The sequence below is a fragment of the Streptomyces sp. NPDC006655 genome, assembly GCF_040703965.1.
Classification (GTDB): Bacteria; Actinomycetota; Actinomycetes; order Streptomycetales; family Streptomycetaceae; genus Streptomyces.
In genome coordinates this window covers 142,882-164,215 of the sequence record NZ_JBEYJU010000003.1, presented here as the reverse complement: position 1 = coordinate 164,215, position 21,334 = coordinate 142,882, and the positions used below count along the sequence as shown (strand labels likewise).

20 protein-coding genes and 1 riboswitch are annotated in these 21,334 nt (G+C 73.4%); of the genes, 8 read left to right on the top strand and 12 right to left on the bottom strand.

Going from position 1 to position 21,334, the window contains the following annotated elements; genetic code table 11:
* Positions 1-146: 146 nt before the first annotated feature.
* The 3 genes from AB0958_RS02850 to thiO all read right to left on the bottom strand — a co-directional run bounded on the left by AB0958_RS02850 (position 147) and on the right by thiO (position 2,313).
* On the bottom strand, positions 147-941 hold the full coding sequence (locus tag AB0958_RS02850) for a thiazole synthase (RefSeq protein WP_366888493.1): 795 nt from the start codon (positions 939-941) through the stop codon (positions 147-149).
* Positions 942-946: 5 nt separating this feature from the next.
* Positions 947-1,147 (bottom strand): sulfur carrier protein ThiS, encoded by a 201-nt coding sequence (gene thiS / locus AB0958_RS02845; protein ID WP_132886289.1) that lies wholly within the window; start codon positions 1,145-1,147, stop codon positions 947-949.
* Positions 1,144-2,313 carry a glycine oxidase ThiO gene (gene thiO, locus AB0958_RS02840; protein ID WP_366888492.1) on the bottom strand — a complete coding sequence of 390 codons (1,170 nt, stop codon included), beginning with the start codon at positions 2,311-2,313 and terminating at the stop codon, positions 1,144-1,146. Before thiO ends, thiS begins: the two co-directional genes overlap by 4 nt.
* Positions 2,311-2,422: riboswitch (TPP riboswitch) on the bottom strand. (Overlaps the previous gene by 3 nt.)
* 133 nt (positions 2,423-2,555) lie before the next feature.
* On the opposite strand from thiO, the gene AB0958_RS02835 reads away from it, so the two are divergent.
* From AB0958_RS02835 to AB0958_RS02815, 5 genes are all read left to right on the top strand, one after another.
* Positions 2,556-3,794, top strand: coding sequence for an FAD-dependent oxidoreductase (locus AB0958_RS02835; protein ID WP_366888491.1), 1,239 nt, complete (start codon positions 2,556-2,558; stop codon positions 3,792-3,794).
* A 135-nt stretch (positions 3,795-3,929) separates the two neighbouring features.
* Complete coding sequence (locus AB0958_RS02830; protein WP_132886287.1) at positions 3,930-4,295, top strand: Rv2175c family DNA-binding protein; 366 nt, start codon at positions 3,930-3,932, stop codon at positions 4,293-4,295.
* Between the two features lie 34 nt (positions 4,296-4,329).
* Entirely contained in the window at positions 4,330-4,977 is a 648-nt protein-coding gene (thiE, locus tag AB0958_RS02825; RefSeq protein ID WP_366888490.1) for a thiamine phosphate synthase, read from the top strand.
* A gap of 129 nt (positions 4,978-5,106) precedes the next feature.
* Positions 5,107-6,030, top strand: coding sequence for a methylenetetrahydrofolate reductase [NAD(P)H] (gene metF / locus AB0958_RS02820; protein WP_366888489.1), 924 nt, complete (start codon positions 5,107-5,109; stop codon positions 6,028-6,030).
* A gap of 56 nt (positions 6,031-6,086) precedes the next feature.
* A complete protein-coding gene (locus tag AB0958_RS02815; protein WP_366888488.1) occupies positions 6,087-7,082 on the top strand; it encodes a hypothetical protein in 996 nt (331 codons plus the stop codon).
* 24 nt (positions 7,083-7,106) lie between these two features.
* On the opposite strand, the gene AB0958_RS02810 is transcribed toward AB0958_RS02815, so the two are convergent.
* The 5 genes from AB0958_RS02810 to AB0958_RS02790 all read right to left on the bottom strand — a co-directional run bounded on the left by AB0958_RS02810 (position 7,107) and on the right by AB0958_RS02790 (position 13,080).
* On the bottom strand, positions 7,107-8,606 hold the full coding sequence (locus AB0958_RS02810; protein WP_366888486.1) for an NAD(P)/FAD-dependent oxidoreductase: 1,500 nt from the start codon (positions 8,604-8,606) through the stop codon (positions 7,107-7,109).
* Between the two features lie 47 nt (positions 8,607-8,653).
* Entirely contained in the window at positions 8,654-9,268 is a 615-nt protein-coding gene (locus tag AB0958_RS02805) for a DUF4126 domain-containing protein (protein WP_366888485.1), read from the bottom strand.
* A gap of 287 nt (positions 9,269-9,555) precedes the next feature.
* Entirely contained in the window at positions 9,556-10,182 is a 627-nt protein-coding gene (locus AB0958_RS02800; RefSeq protein ID WP_366888484.1) for a TetR/AcrR family transcriptional regulator, read from the bottom strand.
* 62 nt (positions 10,183-10,244) lie between these two features.
* Complete coding sequence (locus tag AB0958_RS02795; protein ID WP_366888483.1) at positions 10,245-12,329, bottom strand: YhgE/Pip domain-containing protein; 2,085 nt, start codon at positions 12,327-12,329, stop codon at positions 10,245-10,247.
* Positions 12,301-13,080, bottom strand: a complete 780-nt coding sequence (locus AB0958_RS02790) for an ATP-binding cassette domain-containing protein (protein WP_366888482.1) — start codon at positions 13,078-13,080, stop codon at positions 12,301-12,303. Before AB0958_RS02790 ends, AB0958_RS02795 begins: the two co-directional genes overlap by 29 nt.
* Positions 13,081-13,270: 190 nt before the next feature.
* Between AB0958_RS02790 and AB0958_RS02785 the strand changes: the two genes are divergently transcribed.
* From AB0958_RS02785 to AB0958_RS02775, 3 genes are all read left to right on the top strand, one after another.
* Positions 13,271-13,840 carry an SAV_6107 family HEPN domain-containing protein gene (locus AB0958_RS02785; RefSeq protein ID WP_366888481.1) on the top strand — a complete coding sequence of 190 codons (570 nt, stop codon included), beginning with the start codon at positions 13,271-13,273 and terminating at the stop codon, positions 13,838-13,840.
* 130 nt (positions 13,841-13,970) lie between these two features.
* Complete coding sequence (locus AB0958_RS02780; protein WP_366888480.1) at positions 13,971-14,741, top strand: methyltransferase; 771 nt, start codon at positions 13,971-13,973, stop codon at positions 14,739-14,741.
* A gap of 277 nt (positions 14,742-15,018) precedes the next feature.
* Positions 15,019-15,408: a DUF3040 domain-containing protein gene (locus AB0958_RS02775; RefSeq protein WP_366888479.1), complete on the top strand. Its 390-nt coding sequence runs from the start codon at positions 15,019-15,021 to the stop codon at positions 15,406-15,408.
* A 102-nt stretch (positions 15,409-15,510) separates the two neighbouring features.
* Here the strand turns inward: AB0958_RS02775 and AB0958_RS02770 are convergent, their stop codons facing one another.
* The 4 genes from AB0958_RS02770 to AB0958_RS02755 form a co-directional block, all read right to left on the bottom strand.
* Positions 15,511-17,895 (bottom strand): DUF3488 and transglutaminase-like domain-containing protein, encoded by a 2,385-nt coding sequence (locus AB0958_RS02770; RefSeq protein ID WP_366888478.1) that lies wholly within the window; start codon positions 17,893-17,895, stop codon positions 15,511-15,513.
* Positions 17,895-19,238, bottom strand: a complete 1,344-nt coding sequence (locus AB0958_RS02765; RefSeq protein WP_366888477.1) for a DUF58 domain-containing protein — start codon at positions 19,236-19,238, stop codon at positions 17,895-17,897. Before AB0958_RS02765 ends, AB0958_RS02770 begins: the two co-directional genes overlap by 1 nt.
* Positions 19,238-20,278, bottom strand: a complete 1,041-nt coding sequence (locus tag AB0958_RS02760; RefSeq protein ID WP_366888476.1) for a MoxR family ATPase — start codon at positions 20,276-20,278, stop codon at positions 19,238-19,240. The genes AB0958_RS02765 and AB0958_RS02760 overlap by 1 nt, the downstream gene beginning before the upstream one ends.
* A gap of 316 nt (positions 20,279-20,594) precedes the next feature.
* The gene (locus AB0958_RS02755; protein WP_366888475.1) at positions 20,595-21,206 is read right to left on the bottom strand and encodes a carbonic anhydrase; all 612 of its coding nucleotides are present in this window, start codon (positions 21,204-21,206) and stop codon (positions 20,595-20,597) included.
* Positions 21,207-21,334: the final 128 nt, after the last annotated feature.

Sequence of the window (21,334 nt, the reverse complement as noted above, 5' to 3'; positions counted from 1 at the left end):
CCCCCGACACCAGGCCCCCCACACGGAGGGTCCCCTCCCGCGCCCCACTTCCCTGAAGCCGTCGACGGCGGTTCGCCCCCACGGGAGAGTTCTGCCTGTCAACGCACGGTTTCGGGTGGTGCGTGGGTGGGAGAGCACCGCCGGGGTCAGAACGCGGGGCGCTCCGGATCGAGCACCGCCATGCCCTCCGCGGGAGAGGACGCCTCCGCGAAGTAGCGCCGGGGAATGCGCCCCGCCAGCCGGGCCAGCCGCCCCGCCTCCACCCCGGCCCGCATGGCCAGCGCCATCCGCTCGGGATCCCGCGCCCGCGTCACGGCCGACGCCAGCATCACCCCCGCGCACCCCAGCTCCATCGCCGCCGCCACGTCCGACGCCGTACCGGCCCCCGCGTCCAGGATCACCGGCACGCGCGCGTGCTCCACGATCAGCTGGAAGTTGTGCGGGTTGCGGATCCCGAGCCCCGACCCGATCGGCGACCCCAGCGGCATCACCGCCGCGCACCCCACGTCCTCCAGTTTCCGCGCCAGCACCGGATCGTCGTTGGTGTACGGCAGCACCGTGAACCCGTCGTCCACCAGCGTCTCCGCCGCGTCCAGCAGCTCCACCGGATCCGGCAGCAGCGTCCGCTCGTCGGCGATGACCTCCAGTTTCACCAGCGAGGTCCCCAGCGCCTCCCGCGCCAGCCGGGCGGTCAGCACCGCCTCCCCGGCGGTGAAGCACCCCGCCGTGTTCGGCAGCACCCCGATCCCCAGCCGTTCGAGCACCGACAGCACGGAACCCCGTACCCCCGGGTCCACCCGCCGCATCGCGACCGTGGTCAGCTCCGTCCCGGACGCGACGAGCGCCCGCTCCAGCACCTCCAGGCTGGGCGCACCCCCGGTACCCATGATCAACCGGGAGGAGAAGGTCGTACCCCCCAGCACGAAAGGATCGTCGGCCACGGCGCTCAGCCTCCCTGCACGGCGGTCAGGACTTCCACCCGGTCGCCCTCGGCGAGACCCGTCGCCGGCCACTGCGCACGCGGTACGACGGTCTCGTTGACGGCCGCGGCCACCCCGGACGGCGCGGCCGTCAGGGACTTCACGAGCGTGTCGAGAGCGGTGCCCGGGGCGATCTCCCGGCGCTCCCCGTTGACGGAGATGTTCATGCGGTCTGCTCCACGAGTGCGTCGAGAACGGGGCCGAAGCGCCTGGGCGTGAACGGACGGGCCTCCGCCGGCAGCTCGCCGCCGGCCAGCAGCTCCGCCATCACGTCCCCCGTGACCGGCGTGAGCAGCACCCCGTTGCGGTAGTGCCCGGTGGCCAGCAGCAGCCCGTCGAGGCGGGTCGGACCGAGCAGCGGCGCGTTGTCGGGGGAGCCGGGGCGCAGCCCGGCCCGGGTCTCGGTCAGCGGCAGCTCGGTGAGGCCGGGCACCAGCTCGTGGGCGTCCCGCAGCAGCTCGTAGACACCGCCCGCCGTGACGGTCGTGTCCCAGCCCAGCTCCTCGCTGGTCGCGCCGACGACCAGCTCGCCGTTCTCCCTGGGCACCAGGTAGACACTGCCGCCGCGCACCACGGCCCGCACGGTCCGGCTGAGGAACGGCCTGTGACGCGGCGGCACCGTCAGCCGCAGCACCTGCCCCTTCACGGGCCGCACCGGCGGCAGCACGTCGTCGGGCACCCCGGCCAGCCGCCCGCTCAGGCTCCCGCCCGCCAGCACCACCTGCCCGGCGCCCAGCGTCCGTCCCGCGCGCGTGACGACGCCGGCCGCCCGCTCCCGTACGACGTCCAGTCGCTCGGCCCAGTCGCGGTCGAAGGCCACACCGGCCCGCTCGCACGCCGTGACCAGGGCGGCCGCCAGCCGGCGCGGGTCGATCTGGTGGTCGCCGTCGACCCGCAGCCCGCCGCGCACCCCGGGCGCCAGCATCGGCTCCAGGCGTCGGCACTCCCGCCCGGACAGCCACTCCGAGTCGAGCCCCGACTGCCGTTGCAGGGCGTGCAGTTCCCGCAGGTGGGCCCGGTCGTCGGCGTCCAGGGCGACCGCGAGCGTGCCGCAGCGCCGGTAGCCGAGGTCCTGGCCGGTCAGCTCGGTCAGCTCGGCGGCGAAGCCGGGATAACGGCGGGCGGAGGCCAGGTTGAGCCCCAGCAGGGTCTGCTCGCCGTGGTGCAGCTCGGTGACCGCGGCCAGCATCCCCGCCGCGACCTGCGCGGCCCCGCCGCCGGGCGCCGGGTCGACCACGGTGGTGGCGAGCCCGCGCTGAGCCGCCCGCCAGGCCGTGACCAGGCCGATGATCCCGCCCCCGATGACGAGGACGTCGGACGTACGTGAGGACATGGGCGTCCAGCCCCTCCCTTCGCCGGCATGACCCGGATCAGGTTCGTACGGTCGGAGGCCGCCAGCCTCCCTCTCAGCCCGGTGCGTCCGGGCTCCCGCGTGTGCTTGTACGTCCGCCACCCTAGCCCGAGTCGTCCGGCGCGGTAAGGACGCCCTCGCCGGGCGCTGTGCAACAGGTCACGCGGCACGCCCCCTGACTGACTCTTTGTCAGTTGTCTATCGTTCTTGTCCATGGTGATCAGGTGAGCGGGCAGACGCAGCGACAGGGCACGTCACAGGAGCGGCGCGTGGTCGTCGTGGGCGCGGGCATGGCCGGGGTGCAGACCGCCGTCGCCCTGCGCGAGCGGGGATTCACGGGCACGGTCACGCTGATCGGCGCCGAGCCGCACCAGCCGTACGACCGGCCGCCGCTCTCCAAGGCCGTGCTGCTCGGCAAGGCGGAGGGCTCGGCCTTCGAGGTCGACTTCGAGGCGCTCGGCATCGAGCTGGCGCTGGGCCGCGAGGCGGTCGGCGTGCGCACCGCCGACCACGAGCTGGACACCGAGGCGGGACCGGTGCCGTACGACGTCCTGGTGCTCGCGACCGGCGCCGAGCCGATCAGGCTGCCCGGCACCGAGGGGGTGCCCGGCGTCCACCTGCTGCGCACCCTGGACGACGCCGAGCGGCTGCGGCCGGTGCTCGCCCGGCAGCACGACATCGTGGTGGTCGGTGCGGGCTGGATCGGCGCCGAGTTCGCCACCGCCGCGCGTGCCGCCGGCTGCGCGGTGACCGTCGTGGAGGCCGCCGACCGGCCGCTCGCGGGAGCCCTGCCCGCCGACGTCGCCGCGCCGATGACCGCCTGGTACGCCGACAGCGGCACCGAACTGCGCACGCACGCGCGCGTGGCGCGCGTCGAACCCGGTGCGGTGGTCCTCGACGACGGCACGCGGGTCCCCGCGGGCGCCGTCGTGGTCGGCATCGGCGCCCGCCCCGCCACCGGCTGGCTGGCCGGCTCCGGCATCGAGCTGGGTGCCCACGGCGACGTGGTCGCCGACGACCGTCTGCGCGCCGGCGCGCCGGACGTCTACGCCGTCGGCGACTGCGCGTCCTTCCCGTCCGGCCGCTACGGCGAACGCCTGCTGATCCATCACTGGGACAACGCCCTCCAGGGGCCGCGCACGGTGGCCGCCAACATCCTCGGCGAGTCCGACGCCGTCTACGACCCGGTGCCGTACTTCTGGTCCGAACAGTTCGGCCGCTTCGTCCAGTACGCGGGTCACCACGCGTCCGCCGACCGGATGATCTGGCGCGGCGACCCGACGGGCCCGGCATGGAGCGTCTGCTGGCTCCGCGACGACCGCCTGGCGGCCCTCCTGGCGGTAGGCCGCCCCCGAGACCTGGCCCAGGGGCGACGGCTGATCGAGGCGACCACCCGTATGGACCCCGAGGCCCTGTCCGACCCGTCCCGCCCCTTGAAGAACGCGACCGCAGCGCCCCGATAGGGGCGCTGGGGGCACCCCCGGCCGAAGGCTGGGGGAGGAACTGCGCGACCAGCCCCCACGACGCCGCACCCGAAACGCGACCTGTCCCGGCCCCACCCATCGCGGCCCACCTGGCGGAGCGCCTACCCTGGACCCGTGACCGAGATTGACGCAAACATCGATGCTCTCGTCCCCGCCTGGCTCACCCTCCCCGACATCGCGGAGATGCTCGACGTCGAGGTGACCCGCGTGCGGCAGCTGGTCAAGGAGGGCCAGCTCATCGCCGTCCGCCGCGGTGAGAACAGGGCACTGCACGTTCCCGCCGCCTTCATCGACGGGAACAAGGTCGTCAAGGGCCTGGCCGGCACCCTGACGCTGCTGCGGGACGACGGCTTCAACGACGAAGAGATGCTGGAGTGGCTCTTCACCCCCGACGAGACCCTGCCCGGCACCCCCGCGCAGGCGCTCAGCGAGAATCGCGGCACGGAGGTGAAGCGTCGCGCCCAGGCGCTCGCCGTCTGAGGCAACCGGCAACGACACCACGGGGGACCCGACGATGACCGACACCGCCCGCGCCCGGCTGGCCGACGCCCGCCTCTACCTGTGCACGGACGCCCGGAAGGAGCAGGGCGACCTCGCCGAGTTCCTGGACGCGGTGCTGGCGGGCGGTGTCGACATCGTGCAGCTGCGCGACAAGGGCATGGAGGCCGCCGAGGAACTGGCGCACCTCGCCGTCCTCGCCGAGGCCTGCGCCCGGCACGGCAAGCTGCTCGCGGTCAACGACCGCGCCGACGTGGCCCATGCCGCCGACGCCGACGTGCTCCATCTCGGCCAGGGCGACCTGCCGGTCGCGGCCGCCCGCGCGATCCTCGGCCAGGACGTCCTCGTCGGCCGGTCCACGCACACCGAGGCGGAGGCCGCCGCGGCGGCGGTCCAGGACGGCGTGGACTACTTCTGCACCGGCCCCTGCTGGCCCACCCCCACCAAGCCCGGCCGGCCCGCCCCCGGGCTCGACCTGGTGCGGTACACCGCGGCCCTGGGCACCGAGCGCCCCTGGTTCGCCATCGGCGGCATCGACCTGGGCAACCTCGACCAGGTGCTGGAGGCGGGCGCCCGCCGCGTGGTGGTCGTCCGCGCGCTCACCGCGGCCGACGACCCGGGCGCGGCGGCGGCCGAGTTCGCCAAGCGCCTCCGGTCGGCATGACCCGCCCCGGGACCCTCACCGGGGCATGATGTCCGAAAAACTGTCCAGTATCCGGACGCGGGATCGGCAATTCGGGCAAATATCCCGAGTGTGGTTGGGTGTCCGTCCGCCCCTGACTAACCTGCGGGTATGGCCCTAGGAACCGCGTCCACCAGGACTGACCGCGCACGCACCGTGCGCGACATGCTCGCCACCGGCAAGACCACGTACTCCTTCGAGTTCTCGGCGCCGAAGACCCCCAAGGGCGAGCGGAACCTGTGGAGCGCGCTGCGGAGGGTCGAGGCGGTCGCCCCCGACTTCGTCTCCGTGACCTACGGCGCCGGCGGGTCCACCCGCGCGGGCACCGTCAAGGAGACCCAGCAGATCGTCGCCGACACCACCCTCACCCCGGTCGCCCACCTCACCGCGGTCGACCACTCGCTGGCCGAGCTGCGCAACATCATCGGCCAGTACGCGGACGCCGGGATCCGCAACATGCTCGCCGTGCGCGGCGACCCGCCCGGCGACCCGATGGGGCAGTGGGTGGCGCACCCGCAGGGGCTGACCTACGCGGCCGAACTCGTCCGGCTCATCAAGGAGTCGGGTGACTTCTGCGTGGGCGTCGCCGCCTTCCCCGAGATGCACCCGCGCTCCGACGACTGGGACACCGACGTCCGGCACTTCGTCGACAAGTGCCGCGCGGGCGCCGACTACGCCATCACGCAGATGTTCTTCCAGCCCGAGTCGTACCTTCGACTCCGCGACCGGGTCGGCGCGGCCGGCTGCCGGACTCCGGTGATTCCGGAAATCCTGCCCGTCACCAGTGTGAAGATGCTGGAACGGTTGCCCAAACTCAGCAACGCGGTCTTCCCGGACGCCCTGAAAGAGCGGATCCTCACAGCAAAAGACGATCCGGCGGCGGTACGCTCCATTGGCATCGAATACGCCACGGAGTTCTGCGCTCGGCTGCTCGCCGAGGGAGTGCCCGGACTGCACTTCATCACGCTCAACAACTCCACGGCCACCCTGGAGATCTACGAGAACCTGGGCCTGCACCATCCCCCGCAGGCCTAGACCGGCCGCACCGGTGTACGACACACTGCGTAGCGGTCACTGGGAGAGGGGCGTACATGGGCTGGACGGTCCTCTACGTAGCGTTCGGCGTCGTCGCACTGTGGTTGCTCGGCGAGGTACTGCTGCAGTACAAGGCGCGGCTGCGCTGGCGGCTGCTCGCCTTCGCGGGCTTCCTCGGCGTCGTCCTCGGTGTCCTGATCCCGTCCGTGATCGTCATCGGCGTGGGCGCGATCGCCTTCGCGGTCGGCCAGACCTATGTCACGCTGTCGTTCCGTCGCGGCTTCGAGGCCGGCTGGGCGGTCAAGCGCCCCGACACGGACGGTGACGGCGGGGGTCTCACCCTCGGCCTGACCAAGCGCCGCCGCGGCGAGCCGGAGGAGAACCCGGGCCTGGAGGCCACCGACCCGGACGCCGCCGACGCCGCCTACGCCGAGCAGCAGGCCGGCTACGCCACCGGCAGCACCCCCGCCTACCGCGGCGACGACGACTACGACGACGTCTTCACCCCGGCGGCCCGCTCCACCGAGCCGACCGCCGCCGAGTCCACGGCGGTGTACGAGCCGCAGCCGATGCCCGACGACACCGGCTCCTACGGCGTCTACGGCGACTCCGGCAACGCGACCGGCGACCAGCAGGCCGCCTACGCGACCGCGGGCCAGGACCAGGGGTACGCCGCCGAGGGCACCGACCAGAACTACGCCTACGACTACTCGGGCTACGGCCAGCAGCAGTACGGCTACGACGCGAACGGCCAGCAGCAGTACGCCAACTACTCCGACCCGTACATCGGCAACCAGACCTACGGCGGCGCCGGGTACGACGCGTCGTACGGCACCCAGCAGTACGACCAGCAGGGCTACGCCCAGGGCCAGTACGGGACCGGCGGCTACGGCGAGACCCCGGCGGGCGGTGTCTGGGTCCCGCAGCAGCGTGCCGACGAGACCTTCGGCGGGGAACTCCCGCAGGAGCAGCAGTACCCCTACCAGGGCGACGGCCAGGCGCAGCAGCAGGCCCGGCCCGGCACCGGGTACGACGAGCAGTACCGTTTCTGAGACCCCGGCCCCGGCGCGCTCCCCTCACTGGGAGCCGCGGAACTCCGGTCCCTCCACGATCAGCCCGGCCACCAGCGCCCCCGACATACCGGAGTGCGGCAGCCCGCCGCCCGGATGCGCCCACTCGCCCACCCGGTACAGGCCCGGCAGCCGGGTGGTGTTGGCCGGGTGCAGGAAGCGGCCCCGGCCGGCCGCGAGGGCGGGCGCGGAGATCCCGCTGGAGCCCGGTTCCGGTGCCCGGGTCTCCTGCCAGAGCAGACGCTCCCGCAGGTCCGGCAGGACGGCCTCGGCGGCTTCGAGGAGGAGGTCCGTGCAGGTCCGGGCCGTGCTCTCCCGATCCCAGCCCGCCTCGCCCGACAGCACCGCCGACAGCACCACGGACTCGTGGTCGCCGTCCGGTGCGAGCGCCGGGTCGTCGGGCCGCAGCACGGTCACGGTCGGACGCACCGGCCGGTCCCCGCCGGGCGCGACCAGCAGGTCCAACTCGGTCTGGTCGTCAGGCGCGTGCACGACGGTGCGGTGCGCGGCACCGGCCTCACGCCCGCCCCGGAGCGCGAGCAGCACGCTGAAACGGACCGGGCGTACCGAGCCGGCGTCGGCGCGCACGTCCGTGTCGGCGTCGAGACGGCCCGGCGCCGAACCGGTGAGGGCGGCCAGCCGGGCCGGATCCACCCCGGCGACCACGTGGTCGGCGTCGGCCACCCGTCCGTCCGCCAGCTCCACCCCCGCCGCGCGGCCGTCCTTCACCGGCACCGCGGTGACCTCGGCGCCGAAGACGAACTCCACCCGCCGCTTGCGGCACCGCTCGTACACCGCACGCGCCAACTCCCTCATGCCGCCGCGCACGTACCAGGTGCCGAAGGCGTGCTCCAGGTACGGCAGCACGGCGGCGCTCGCCGGAGTGCTGCGCGGGTCCAGACCGTACGCGAGGGCATGGCTCCCAAGGAGGGCGGCCAGCCGTTCGTCGCGCAGCTCCCAGTGACCGATCTCGGCGAGCGTGGCCGCCCGGCGGGTGCGCAGCAGCTTCTTGTGCGGGACCGACGGGTACGGCTCGCGTTCGGCCAGCACCTGCCAGTTCGGCCACAGCGGCTCCTCCAGGAGCGGGCGCCGGGTGCGGTCCCAGGCCTCCCGGGCCCGGACCAGGAAGTCGCCCCACCGCTGCCCGGCGCCGGACCCCAGGGCCTCGTCGAGGGCGCCGACGACCCCCGCGCGGGACGCGTTCGGCAGGGACACCACGGTGCCGTCCGCGAAGAGGTGCCGGGCCGACGGGTCGACCTGGACCAGCTCGACGCAGTCCTCCAGCGGCTCCTTGCCGGTCTTGACGAACAGGTCGCGGTACACGGCGGGCAGCGGCAGCAGGGCGGGGCCGGTGTCGAAGGCGAACCCGTCGCGCTCGAACCGGCGCACCGCACCGCCGTACGTCTCCGTGCGCTCGTACACCGTCACCCGGTGGCCCGCGACGGCCAGCCGGGCGGCCGCCGCCATGGCGCCCATGCCGGCGCCGATCACCGCAATCCGTCCCATGCGCGCGACTTTATCGACCCCCACCGACAGTCCGGTCCGCCGGGCCGTCAGCCGGGTGGCCGGGCCGCCTGCCCGGCGAGCCGCCGCTGCGCCCGGCGCTCGGCGCGGCGCCGCCGGAACCGCCGGATCCGGGAGACCAGGAACACCAGCACGGTCAGGCCGGTGGCCAGCAGCACCGCCGCGACGATCGCCGCCGCCAGCGGGTGGAACATCGCGAACGCCACGATCGCGCCGACCCCGAGATCCTCCGCCAGGCTCAGCACGATGTTGCTGAACGGCTCGGGGGAGGCGTTGACCGCCATCCGCGTCCCCGCCTTGACGGTGTGGCTGGCCAGCGCCGTCGAACCGCCGACCAGCCCGGCCACCACGTCGTCGAGCGAGCCGCTGTGCCCGGCGAGCAGCGCCCCGACCCAGGCGCCCGCCACCGGCCGGACCACCGTGTGCACCGAGTCCCACACCGAGTCCACGTACGGGATCTTGTCGGCGACCGCCTCGCACAGGAACAGCACGCCCGCGACGATCAGCACCTCGGGGCGCTGGAGCGTCCCGGGGACGTCGTCGCTCAGGCCGGTCGCGCCGAAGACGCCGAGCAGCAGCACCACCGCGTACGCGTTGATGCCGCTGGCCCAGCCGCTGGTGAAGACCAAGGGGAGTACCGACACGGACGCGATCGTAACCAGTCGGCGGCCGCCCGCCCCGGGTCCGTGTGCGCACCGCTGAGTACGCGTACTCAGGCGGCGAGTTGAGTACGCGCGCGGATGGGCCGCGACCGGCGCCGACGGGAGAGTTGAGGCACGGAGAAGGGGCGCGGGTCCGGCACCGCCGACACGGGGCGGCGGAACGGCCGGCGCCCCCGACCGCTCCTTCCGCCGATGCGCGTCGGCGGAAGCGAGACACGGGGGAGAGGAGACCCGGGGGACGACGGGGGCGCACGGGAGGCGGGAAGGGCTCAGCCCTTCCCGCTCACCCGTCCCTGGAGCAGCCGGGACAGGGCCGCGTGGACGTCGTCCAGGGAGCGCTCCGGCTGGAAGGACTTCCAGTCGAGGGCCGCCACCAGCACCATCCCGACCAGCGCCGCCGCCGTCAGCTGGACGTCGATCTCGTCGCTGAACTCGCCGTTCGCCACGCCCTCGCGCAGCACCCCCTCGACGACCGCGACGGCCTGCTGCCTGACCACCATCAGGGTGGACTGCCAGGCCCGGTTGGTGCGCCACAGCTCGGCCACGTAGAGCTGGGTGAAGGCGGGGTAGCGGTCGATGAAGACGAGGCCGGCCCGGACCATCGCGTCCAGGGCGTCGACCCGGCTGCCGCCCTCCCGCGCGGTTCGTTCGGCGGCCTCCCGCAACGAGGCGGTCAGGAGGCCCACGCCGTGCCGCAGCAGCTCCTCGAAGAGGACCGACTTGCTCGCGAAGTTGTAGTAGACCGTGCCCTTCGCGACCCCGGCCCGCTCGGCGATCTCGTCCACCGTGGTGGCGGAGAAGCCCTGCTCGGCGATGAGTGTGACGGCGGCCTCGTAGAGCTTCTGCCGGGTGGCCTCACGGCGTGTGCCGCCGCCCGTGGTCCTGCTGCTTTCCATGCTCCCGATTCTCACAGGAACGCCGGCCCCGGCGGGCACGGAGGGGGAGGTCATGTGGGTCCTCACAGACTCAGTTCGGGATGCAGCCGGTCCAGCGTCCACACCTGGCGCCGCCGGGCCGACAGGGCGGTGAGCGCGAGCGCCCCGGCGGTGAACGCCGCGAGGACCGCGCAGGCCTGCCACACCGGCCCGAGCCCGCCGCCCGTGATCAGCCTGCGGAGCGCCGCCACGACGTAGCTCATCGGCAGGAACGGGTGGACGGCGTTGAAGAATCCGGGGCTGGTCTGCACGGGGTACGTGCCGCCCGCGGACGTCAGCTGGACCATCAGCAGGGCGAGGACGAGGATCCGCCCGGCCGCCCCGAAGCGCGCGTTGAGCCACTGCACGATCGCCGCGAAACAGGCCGCCACCAGGAACAGGAACCCGACCGTGCCGGCCGCGCGGACCATCTGGAGCCCGATCGCCCAGTGCAGTACGGCCATCAGGGCGGCCGTCTGCAGCACCCCGATCGCGACCACCGGCAGCCAGCCCGCCAGCGCGATCCGCCAGGCCGCCGAACCGGCAGCCAGGGCCCGCCGGTTGAGGGGTGGGATCAGCATGTAGGCGACCATCGCGCCGACCCACAGGGACAGCGGGATGAAGTACGGGGCGAAGCCGGTGCCGTAGTTGGGCGCCTTGTGCAGGTCGTGGGAGGCGAGCTGGACCGGGTCGGCCATGACTCCGGTGCGCCGGTCGCGGTCCTTCTTGTCGTAGTCGGGGATCTTGTGCGCGCCGTCGTGCAGTCCGCCGGCCAGCTTGCCGGAGCCGTCGACGAGCTTGTACATCCCGCCGCTCAGGTCGTCGGCGCCGGTCTCCAGCCTGCCGATGCCCGCGTCCAGGCCGGTGGCGCCGGTGGTGGCGGTGCCGAGCCCGGTGTGCAGTTTCGCGGCGCCCGAGGCCACCTGGGCGGCGCCCTCGTTCAGCTTGTCTATCTTCTTGACGGCGTCGGCGACGTCCTCGGAGAGGTGCGGCGCGCGGTCGGCCAGTGCCCGTGCCTGCGTCTGGAGCGTGCCGAGGTTCTTGTCCAGCGTCTTCAGGTCGCCGTTCTGGTCGGCGATCAGGGTGTCGAGGTCGTCGGCGACGTCGGCCACGTCATGGGCCGCGTCCCTGGCCTTCTTCAGGTCGGGGCAGGCCGGGTCGGTGAGCGGCTGTGCCGGGCAGCGGGTCCGGTAGACCTGGTCCAGGGTGTCGGCGGCGGCGTGCGCCGTCCGGTCGGCCGCGGGCGCGGTCCTCACCAGGACGCCCAGGTTGTCGCGGACGGTCCCGACGGAGTCGGCGACCAGCCGGGCGGTGTCGCCGATGGTCTTCTCGTTGTCCCTCAGGTACGGGCCGACCCGGGCGTAGACCCCGTCGACCTTGTCCGCGAGCTGCTGGGTGCCGTCCGCGACCTGCCGCGAGCCGGTCTCCAGCTTGCCGGCTCCCGCGTCCAGCTTCTCGATGCCCCCGGCGAGCTTCCCGCTGCCCGTCTTCGCGTCCTTCAGGCCGTCCGCGAGGTCCTTGGAGCCCTTCTCCGCCTTCCCGATGCCCCCGGTGAGCGTGTCGGCGCCCTCGGCGGCCTTCTCGGTCTGCCCGTGGATGTCGGCGAACGAGATGAAGATCCGGTCCAGGAAGGACCGGGACGCCTTGCTGGACGCGGCCGAGCGCACCTCGTTGAAGACCGTGCGGGAGATCTGCCCGACGATGTAGTTGTTCGCGTCGTTCGTGCGCACCTGGAGGGCGCCGGTCTCCGGGGCGTTCCCCGCGCTGGAGGCGACCCGCGCGCTGAAGTCGGACGGCATGGTCAGCGACAGGTAGTACGTGCCGTCCTCGACTCCCCGGCGGGCGTCGGCGGCGCTCACCTCGTGCCAGTCGAAGGTGTCGCTGTCCCGCAGCCCGGCCACGATGTCGTCACCCGCGTTGAGCCTCCGGCCGTCGGCCGTCGCGCCCTTGTCGTCGTTGACGAGCGCCACCGGGATGCGGTCCAGGCGTCCGTACGGGTCCCAGAACGACCACAGGTACAGCGCCCCGTACAGCAGCGGCAGCACCAGCAGGGCCACCAGGGCCGCGCGCGGCAGCCGCCCCCGCCCGAAGCGCCTGAGCTCAAGCGCGGCCAGTCGCGGCGAACGCATCGTCGGTCTCCTCCCCGGTCCCGGCGCCTTCCGGTGCCTCGGTCGCCTCGGTCTCCAGTTCCCGCGCGGCGCCGGTGCGGACGACGACGGCCCCGTCCATCGCCTCCGCGCACACCACCAGGACCGTCGTCCCGGACTCGGCGATCGACGCCAACAGCGTCCGCACGTCGGCCCGTTCGGCCTGGGACAGCTTCAGGTCCGCGTCGTCCACGGCGAGCAGCCGGGGCTTCGCGATCAGCGCCAGCGCCACGGACAGCCGCAGCGCCTCGATCCGCTCCAGGTCCCGTACGGCGGTCCTGGCGCCCTTGGGCAGTGCCGCCAGGTCGAGCCCGGCGGCGGCCAGGGCGTCGTCGATCCGCTGCCCCGCGCGTGCCGCCCTCTCCGCGCGCGGCCGCAGCAGATCGCGCAGCGAGTCGCCGAACCGGCGCTGCAACAGGGCCCGTTCGCGCAGGTGCTCGCCGACGGTCAGGGCCGGTTCCAGGTCGGTCACCCCGGCGACGTTGGCCACCGCGCTGATCCGGCGGACGGCCGCGGACTGCTTGGGGAGCCGGGCCTCGCCGACGTTCGCGGTGCCCTCGGTGGCCTTCATCCGGCCGGTGAGCGTCAGCAGCAGACAGGTCCGGCCGGAACCGGACGGGCCCTCCACCGCGATCAGCGCCCCGGGCCCGGCGTCCATGGTGACCCCCTGGAACGCCCAGCCCCGCGGGCCTTTCACCCCCAGGCCCTCGGCTGTGACTGACACGCCGTGCACGGGTACCCCCTCCTCCGTGTCCATCTGTATCGCTCGCCATTTGCACTGACTGGTCAGTATAAAAACTACCCCGAACCTACGGTCGAAGCAAAAGCCCAGGTCGGAACGGATTGTCAGTGGCATACCGCACGATGGGCACATACGGCACCCGGTGTGAGGGAGCCGTCACCCAGACGACAGGAGGTTCGTCATGGCCAACTCGTCAGCCGCCGCCCACCGGCGCCGCGCCACCGGCCCTGCCCCCTCACTGACCGGCCCGGCGAGCGACGTACACCCCGTGCTCCGCCGGGCCACGGCCCCGCCCGCCGCCCTCGACCTGCTCGCCCAGGCCCGCGCCGCCCTCGACGAGGCGGAACTCCTCGACAGCCCCAACGAGCGCTACGCGACGGCCCACCTGGCCGCCCTGCGCACCGCGGCCGCCGTGCTCGCCGCCCGCGCCCGGCCGGAGACCTCGCCCCGGCGCCGGGCCCGCATCCGCAGCGCCTGGGAGGTGCTGCCCGAGGTCGCCCCCGAGCTCACCGAGTGGAGCGCCCTGTTCGCCTCGGGCGCCGCCCGCCGCGCCCGCGCCGAGGCCGGCATCCAGGGCGCGGCCGGCCGCCGCGACGCCGACGACCTGATACGTGACGTCGGGATGTTCGTCCGCATCGTCGAGCGGATGCTCGTTTTGCAGCCGGTGCTGCCCCAGCCGCGCCGCCAGGAGGACGAGCGGCCGGACGGCGGCACGCCGAGGCCGGGAAGAGAGCTGCCCGACGCGGGATGACCGGGCGAGGCGGCGGAGGCCATAGGGTGGAGAGAGCCTGAAGCCTTCCCTCCGCCCGCGCCCGGGCCGGGGAGGCACCGAGTTCGCGCCGCCGGGCAGCAGGCGGTGCCGCGCCGAGGAGTCAACTGCCGTGCCGGACCCCACACGACCCCGCGCTTCTCTCCGTACCGCCGTGGTCTGGGAGGTCCTTCAGGAGGCCCTCGACCGCCGGGTCAAGGCCACCGGACGGGACACCCTGGACGTCCTCGACACCGGCGGCGGCAGCGGCAACTTCGCCGTCCCCCTCGCCCGCCTCGGGCACCGCGTCACCGTCGTCGACCCCAGCCCCAACGCGCTGTTCGCCCTGGAGCGCCGCGTCGCCGAGGCCGGAGTCGCCGAGCGCGTCAGGGGCGTCCAGGGCGACGTCCTCGGCCTGTTCGACGTGGTCGAGCGCGGCGGTCACGACGTGGTGCTCTGCCACGGCGTCCTGGAGCACGTCGACGACCCGGCCGAGGGCGTGCGCAACACGGTGGCCGCGCTGCGCTCCGAAGGTGCCCTCAGCCTGCTCGCGGCCGGGCTCGGCGGGGCCGTGGTCGCCCGGGCCCTCGCCGGCCACTTCACCGAGGCCAAGCAGGCCCTCGACGACCCCGACGGCCGCTGGGGCAGCGGCGACCCCATGCCCCGCCGCTTCACCGCCGAGCAGCTCACCGGCCTGGTCGAGGGCGCCGGGCTGGCCGTGGCCGCCGTGCACGGCGTGCGGGTCTTCGCCGACCTGGTGCCCGGCGTCCTGGTGGACACCGAGCCCGGTGCTCTCGACGCCCTGCTCAGGCTGGAGGCGGCCGCCGCCGAGCTCCCCGCCTTCCGGGCGCTCGCCACCCAGCTCCACGTCCTCGGCGAGACGCCGGGTGCGGACGGTACCTGAGAATCTCCTGAGACGACCCCGCTGATCAGGGACTCGGCGGCGGATGGAGTACGCCACAGGCCCCCCGATCGAGGGGTTTGCGCCGTATGATCGAGGGAGACCACCCGGCATGACGGGCCGGTAGCTGGGGAATGGAAGCCTCAGTGAGCCGGGACCGCCGTGGCGGGTTCCGGTTGGCCAATTGGCCTAGAGGGGCGGGTTTCACGGGGGCGATTCCCTGCCTATCCTGAAGGGACCCCCCGGGTCGCCCCGGCGACTGCACGATGAGGAGGACGCCGTGCCGCTCTCGGAGCACGAGCAGCGAATGCTTGAGCAGATGGAGCGAGCGCTGTACGCCGAAGACCCCAAGTTCGCGACAGCGCTTGAGGGGAACGGCCTGCGGACGTACACCCGGCGACGGGTCTACCAGGCGGTGGCCGGCTTCCTCGTGGGTATCGCGCTCCTCATGGCCGGCATGGTCGCACAGCAGATCTGGGTCAGCGTGGTGGGCTTCCTCGTCATGCTGGGCTGCGCGGTGCTCGCCGTCACCGGCTGGCGCAAGGCTCCCAAGCCCGGTGAGCAGCCCGCGGGCGGGCCGCAGGTGCGCCGCCAGGTCCGGCCCAAGCGGTCCGTGATGGACCGCATCGAGGAGCGGTGGCAGCGGCGCCGCGACGAACAGGGGCACTGAGGGCCTCGCCGGGAGGCGGTCACAGGGAGACTGTGACTGGGAGACTGTGACTGAGGGGTGACCACCACGGGTGGTCACCCCTCAGTCGTCGTCCCTCCACCCTCAGCCCTGCTGCCCCGACGGCTTCCGCAGCGTCGGACGGGCGGCCGCCGCCCGCTCCCGCAGCCCGGCCCACCAGGCCGACGCCGCCCACAGCACGCGCACGGACGACCGCGGGGCGAGCAGCGCCCGCAGCCGCGCGGCGCCTGAGGCCGTGCTGTCGAACGCGGCCGACACCCTGCGGACGTCGTCCGCGAGACCCGCCGTCAGCCGTGGCCGCGGGGCGTACAGCACCTGCTCCACCGCGTCCGCCACCCGGTGCACCGACTCCGCGGCGACCGGGTCGAGACGGCCCAGCCCGACGATCCGGGCGGCCGTGCCGCGCGGGGTCTGCGAGTCGTCCGGCGGGATGCCGAAGTCCCAGACGGTGTCGGTCAGTTCCTGCCAGACCGCCAGCGTGTGGGCCGCCACCCCCGCGGGGGTCCGGTCATGGGCTCCCAGCCGCCGGGCCCGCACCCGCCGCCGGTACAGCAGCGGCGACAGCGGCGCCAGCAGCAGGGCGAACCCGGCCGGCGTCCACAGCGCCAGCTGCCACCACGGCGGCCCGCCGTCGCTCTGCCGCACCGTGCCGGCCGCCGACGGACTCGCGCAGACGTCCTGCTTGCGCAGCTGGGGCGTACAGCCCGCGCTCTGCGCCGCCGAGGCGGACGGCGCGGCCGAGGCGCCCTGGGAAGGCAGCGCCTCGTTCGGCACGGACGAGCCGGGGGTGTCCGACACCGTGTACGACGGCGTCGTGCCCCGCGTCGGGGTCGGCTCGAAGCGGGTCCAGCCCACGCCCTCGAAGTACAGCTCAGGCCAGGCGTGCGCGTCCTTCAGCCCCACCGACACCGTGCCGTCGGACTGCGGGGTGCCGGGCGCGAAGCCCACCGCGACCCGGGCCGGGATGCCCAGCGTCCGGGCCATCGCGGCCATCGCGAACGAGAAGTGCACGCAGAAGCCGCGCTTCTGCTTCAGGAAGTTCGCGATCGCGCCCTCGCCCCGGCCGACCGCCACCTGGGTGTCGTACTGGAAGCCGCCGGTCACCGCGAAGTAGTCCTGGAGCTTGACCGCCTCCTCGTAGTGGCTGGACGAGCCGGCGGTGATCTCCCTGGCCGTCCGCGCCACCACCGACGGCAGCGACGAGGGGACCTCGGTGTACTCCTTCTTCAGCGCCGGCGGCGGTTCCGGAGCCGCCGCCAGCTGCTCCGCCGTCGGCTGCACCTCCAGGCTGGTCACCTGGTAGGTCTCCCCGCGCGTGTTCTGCCCGTGGTCGCCGACCAGGGTCATGCCGACCGGCTCGTAGCGCCAGGTGCCGGCCACCTTCACGCCGCTCGGCGGATACGGCATCGGCAGCCAGTCCTGGGCGTACCAGTCGGCGGCCGAGATCGAGGTCCGCACCGTCGTGCGCTTGACGTCGCCGCTCAGGCCGGCCGGGGTCGGGAACGTGTCCGGCACACCGGTGATGTGCCGCTGGGCGGGCTTCCAGGTGGTGCCGTCGAAGTCGTCCAGGGAGACGATCCGCAGATACAGGTCGGAGACGTCGTCGCTGGTGGTCCTCACGGACAGCACCTGGCGGTCCTCGTCCACGTTGAGGCTGTCGCGCAGCGACACCAGCGGGTTGACCGCGGAGATCGTGCCGCCGTTCCCCAAGCCCCCGCCGACCCCGGCGCCGGCGCCGTCCAGCAGGCCGCCCTCGATCGAGGGCATCGCGAACGGTACGAACAGCGCGACACCCAGCACCGCGAAGCCGATCCGGCGCCCGGTGCGCACCGGGGCCACCGCACCGCTCTCCGGGCCGCCCGGGGCCCGGGAGACCCCGCCGAACACCCGGCCCCACTGGGAGAGCCGGTCCCGGCCCTCGGCGAGCAGCAGCATCAGGTAGCCGGCCGCCGCCACCAGGAACCACAGCCAGTCGCCCGGACCGTCGGACAGCCCCGCCGCCACCGAGTACAGCGCGAGCAGCGGCAGCCCGGCCGGGGCCGCGCTGCGGAAGGTCACCGCCAGGGTGTCCACGACCAGCCCGACGACCAGCACCCCGCCGACCACCATCAGCCGGATGCCGTCCGAGAGCGGCGCGGGTATCGCATAGCGGCTGACGTCCTCGGAGCCCTGCTGGAGCAGGTCGGCGAAGTGGCGGAAGGTGTCCGGGCCCGGGACCACCCCGAGGATCGCGTGGCCACGGGCGAAGACCAGGGTCAGCATCAGCAGACCGGCCAGGGCCTGCGCGGCCACCGTCAGCGGCCGGGCCAGCGGCACCCGCCGGGCGGCGGCGCCCACGCCCGTCTGGATCGCGACCAGGAACGCCGCCTGGAACAGCCAGGTCTTCGGGGAGACCAGGGGCAGCAGGGCGCAGGACGCCATCAGCGTCGCCGCCGCCGCGGTGAGGGCCAGCCGGGCCCGTCCGCTCATCACCGTCCCTCCCCGCCCACCGCGGCCGTCGAGGAGCGCTCCCGGTCGGCCTGCCGCCACAGCTCGGTGAGTGAGGCGCCGCGCGGCACACCGACGGCCGTCCAGCCGGCCTCGCGCAGCATCCGCAGCCGCTGCTCGGGGGCGTGGCCCGGCGCCGGTACGTCGGTGGGTTCCCGCACCCAGGTGTCCGGGTCCAGCACGAAGGCGACGGCGCCGCCGCTGCGCCGGCGCATCTTGGCGACCACCGCGGCCTGTTCCTCGTCGAGATCGCCCAGGAAGGCCATCAGCAGCCCCTCGTTCCCGCCGCGCAGCACGTCGTAGGCCCGGGACAGGCCCGCGCCGTCCGAGTGGTCGACCACGGCCAGGGTGTCCATCATCAGACCGGCTGCGTCCGCCGACTCCTGTGAACCCGCGAAGCCGTCGGATCCCTCGCCGGGCACCGAGCTGCCGGTGTCCGTCAACAGCCGCACCGAGAAGCCGCGTTCGAGCATGTGGACCAGGACGGAGGCGGCACCGGAGACCGCCCACTCGAAGGCCGAGTCGGGGCCCGCGCCCTCGTAGGCGAGGCCCCGGGTGTCAAGGAGCACCGTGCAGCGGGCCCGCTGCGGCTGCTCCTCGCGGCGCACCATCAGCTCGCCGTAGCGGGCGGTGGAACGCCAGTGCACCCGGCGCAGGTCGTCGCCGTAGCGGTAACCGCGCGGGATCACGTCGTCCTCGCCGGCCAGGGCCAGTGAGCGCTGCCGTCCGTCGCCGTACCCCTTGGCCTCGCCGCTGAGCCGGATCGGCGGCAGCGGCTCCACCTTCGGGATGACGGTCAGGGTGTCGAACGTCGAGAAGGAGCGGGTCAGTTCGCACATCCCGAACGGGTCGGTCAGGCGCAGTTGCAGCGGACCCAGCGGATAGCGGCCCCGCAGGTCCGAGCGGACCCGGTAGGAGACCTCGCGGCGGCCGCCCGGCTCCACCCGGTCCAGGACGAAGCGGGGACGCGGACCGAGCACGTAGGGCACCCGGTCCTGGAGCATCAGCAGGCCGGTGGGCAGCCGTGAGACGTTGTCCATCCGCAGGTGGACCCGGGCCTCGCTGCCGGCCGGTACCCGCGCGGGGGAGAGCCGGCGGCTGCCGGCCACCCGGTAGCGGGTGCGGTAGAGCACGGTCGCGCAGATCAGCGGCAGCACGGCGAGCAGCAGCCCGACCCGGCGCAGATCGGCCTGGCCGAGGATGTACGCGCAGACCACCGCCGCGACGCCGGCCGCGAGGAAGGAGCGGCCACGGGTGGTCAGCCCGGCCAGGGCCGTGCGGATCCCGCCCGGTTCCCCGCGGTCGGCCTCCGCCGGGGTGCCCATCACAGACTCCGCGGGGGCTGCTGGGGATACGCCGGCACACCCCGGCCCAGACCGCCCAGGCCGGCCTGCTGCCGGGGCGCCGCGGGGACCGGGGTGGACTGCATGATCTCCTGGACCACCTGCTCCGAGGTGCGCCGGTTGAGCTGGGCCTGGGCGGTGGGCAGCAGCCGGTGCGCGAGGACCGCGACGGCGAGCGCCTGCACGTCGTCCGGCAGCGCGTACTCCCGGCCGCTCAGGGCCGCGGACGCCTTCGCGGCGCGCAGCAGGTGCAGCGTCGCGCGCGGGGAGGCGCCGAGTCTGAGGTCGGGGTGGGTGCGGGTGGCGGCGACCAGGTCCACCGCGTACCGGCGGACCGGTTCGGCGACATGGACCCCGCGCACTGCCTCGATCAGCTTCACGACGTCATGGGCGTGCGCCACCGGCTGGAGGTCGCCCAGCGGATTGACCGCGCCGTGCACGTCGAGCATCTGCAACTCGGCCTCCACGCTCGGGTAGCCGACCGAGACGCGGGCCATGAAGCGGTCGCGCTGGGCCTCGGGGAGCGGGTAGGTGCCCTCCATCTCGACCGGGTTCTGGGTCGCGACCACCATGAACGGGCTGGGCAGTTCATAGGTCTGCCCGTCGATGGTGACCTGTCGCTCCTCCATCGACTCCAGCAGCGCGGACTGGGTCTTCGGGGAGGCGCGGTTGATCTCGTCGCCGATCACGATCTGGGCGAAGATCGCACCCGGTTTGAACTCGAAGTCCCGGCGCTGCTGGTCCCAGATGGACACGCCGGTGATGTCCGACGGCAGCAGGTCGGGCGTGAACTGGATACGCCGCACCGTGCAGTCGATGGACCGCGCCAGCGCCTTCGCCAGCATCGTCTTGCCCACGCCCGGGACGTCCTCGATCAGAAGATGCCCCTCGGCGAGCAGCACGGTCAGCGAAAGCCGTACGACCTCGGGCTTGCCCTCGATCACTCCCTCCACCGAACTGCGGACGCGCTCCACAGTGGCGGTCAGATCAGTGAGGCTCGCTCGATCGTCATAGGTCGTCACCCGGCCCTCCTCGGCCCGTTTTTGCCCGGCCGGTGCTTCGTCTCGCATCTCCGGCCCACCCCGAATCACGGACGCCCCGCGTGAATGGTTCCGCGCGACGTCCCACACGCATTCTTGCTGCCGTTACCGATTCGTGTCACTCGCCTGTGGACAACTGCCCGCACTATGTCGGTCTTACGGCTTTTCGGCCGTCTATTCGACAGCGGGCCGACAGCTTTCGAAGGGGCGTTTCCGGGGTGGACGGGCGGCGCGACGGGGACCGGGGGCGGTTCCGTCGCGCCGGAGGGACGTGTTCACCGCGGCCGTGCCACGGCGGTCAGGCCGGGTCGACCTCGCGGAGCAGGCCCGTGCGCACGTCGAAGACGAAGCCGCGCACGTCGTCCGTGTGCAGCAGGAACGGCGAGGTGCGCACGCGCTGCATGGACTGCCGTACGTCCTGGTCGACGTCCCGGAAGGACTCCACCGCCCACGCCGGACGCTGACCGACCTCCATCTCCAGCTCGGAGCGGAACTCCTCGGTGAGGGACTCCAGGCCGCAGTTGGTGTGGTGGATGAGGACGATGCTGCGGGTGCCGAGCTTGCGCTGGCTGATGGTGAGGGAGCGGATCACGTCGTCGGTGACCACGCCGCCGGCGTTGCGGATGGTGTGACAGTCGCCGAGCTGCAGCCCGAGGGCCTTGTGCAGGTCGATGCGCGCGTCCATACAGGACACCACGGCCACGTGCAGCACAGGGCGGGCGTCCATGCCGGGGTCGGTGAAGGCGTCGGCGTAGGTCCGGTTGGCGTCGACCAGGCGGTCGGTCACCGTGTCACCGGTGCTTATGGCGCCTTCGGATCCAGTGGGAGCTGCTGCGGAAGTCGTCATAGTCACGACGTTACTGGTCACGCGTGTGCACGGCCTCCTGTGAGAGGGGACAAAGAACGTCATCGTGGCTTGTTGTGAGCTAACCCACAGGGAGGGCAAATCGGATCCGTACGAGTGATTCCGCGCCAATCGCGGACTCTCCGGCATGCCGGTACGCGCCGCGCAGGCCGGTTGATTGACCGGGCGACACG

What these genes read in the sequence shown, in the direction of transcription:
- thiS (WP_132886289.1), bottom strand. Translation starts at nt 1,147, where the DNA reads ATGAACATCTCCGTCAACGGGGAGCGCCGGGAGATCGCCCCGGGCACC.
- thiO (WP_366888492.1), bottom strand. Translation starts at nt 2,313, where the DNA reads ATGTCCTCACGTACGTCCGACGTCCTCGTCATCGGGGGCGGGATCATC.
- thiE (WP_366888490.1), top strand. Translation starts at nt 4,330, where the DNA reads ATGACCGACACCGCCCGCGCCCGGCTGGCCGACGCCCGCCTCTACCTG.
- metF (WP_366888489.1), top strand. Translation starts at nt 5,107, where the DNA reads ATGGCCCTAGGAACCGCGTCCACCAGGACTGACCGCGCACGCACCGTG.
- AB0958_RS02815 (WP_366888488.1), top strand. Translation starts at nt 6,087, where the DNA reads ATGGGCTGGACGGTCCTCTACGTAGCGTTCGGCGTCGTCGCACTGTGG.
- AB0958_RS02810 (WP_366888486.1), bottom strand. Translation starts at nt 8,606, where the DNA reads ATGGGACGGATTGCGGTGATCGGCGCCGGCATGGGCGCCATGGCGGCG.
- AB0958_RS02800 (WP_366888484.1), bottom strand. Translation starts at nt 10,182, where the DNA reads ATGGAAAGCAGCAGGACCACGGGCGGCGGCACACGCCGTGAGGCCACC.
- AB0958_RS02795 (WP_366888483.1), bottom strand. Translation starts at nt 12,329, where the DNA reads ATGCGTTCGCCGCGACTGGCCGCGCTTGAGCTCAGGCGCTTCGGGCGG.
- AB0958_RS02785 (WP_366888481.1), top strand. Translation starts at nt 13,271, where the DNA reads ATGGCCAACTCGTCAGCCGCCGCCCACCGGCGCCGCGCCACCGGCCCT.
- AB0958_RS02770 (WP_366888478.1), bottom strand. Translation starts at nt 17,895, where the DNA reads ATGAGCGGACGGGCCCGGCTGGCCCTCACCGCGGCGGCGGCGACGCTG.
- AB0958_RS02765 (WP_366888477.1), bottom strand. Translation starts at nt 19,238, where the DNA reads ATGGGCACCCCGGCGGAGGCCGACCGCGGGGAACCGGGCGGGATCCGC.
- AB0958_RS02755 (WP_366888475.1), bottom strand. Translation starts at nt 21,206, where the DNA reads ATGACGTTCTTTGTCCCCTCTCACAGGAGGCCGTGCACACGCGTGACC.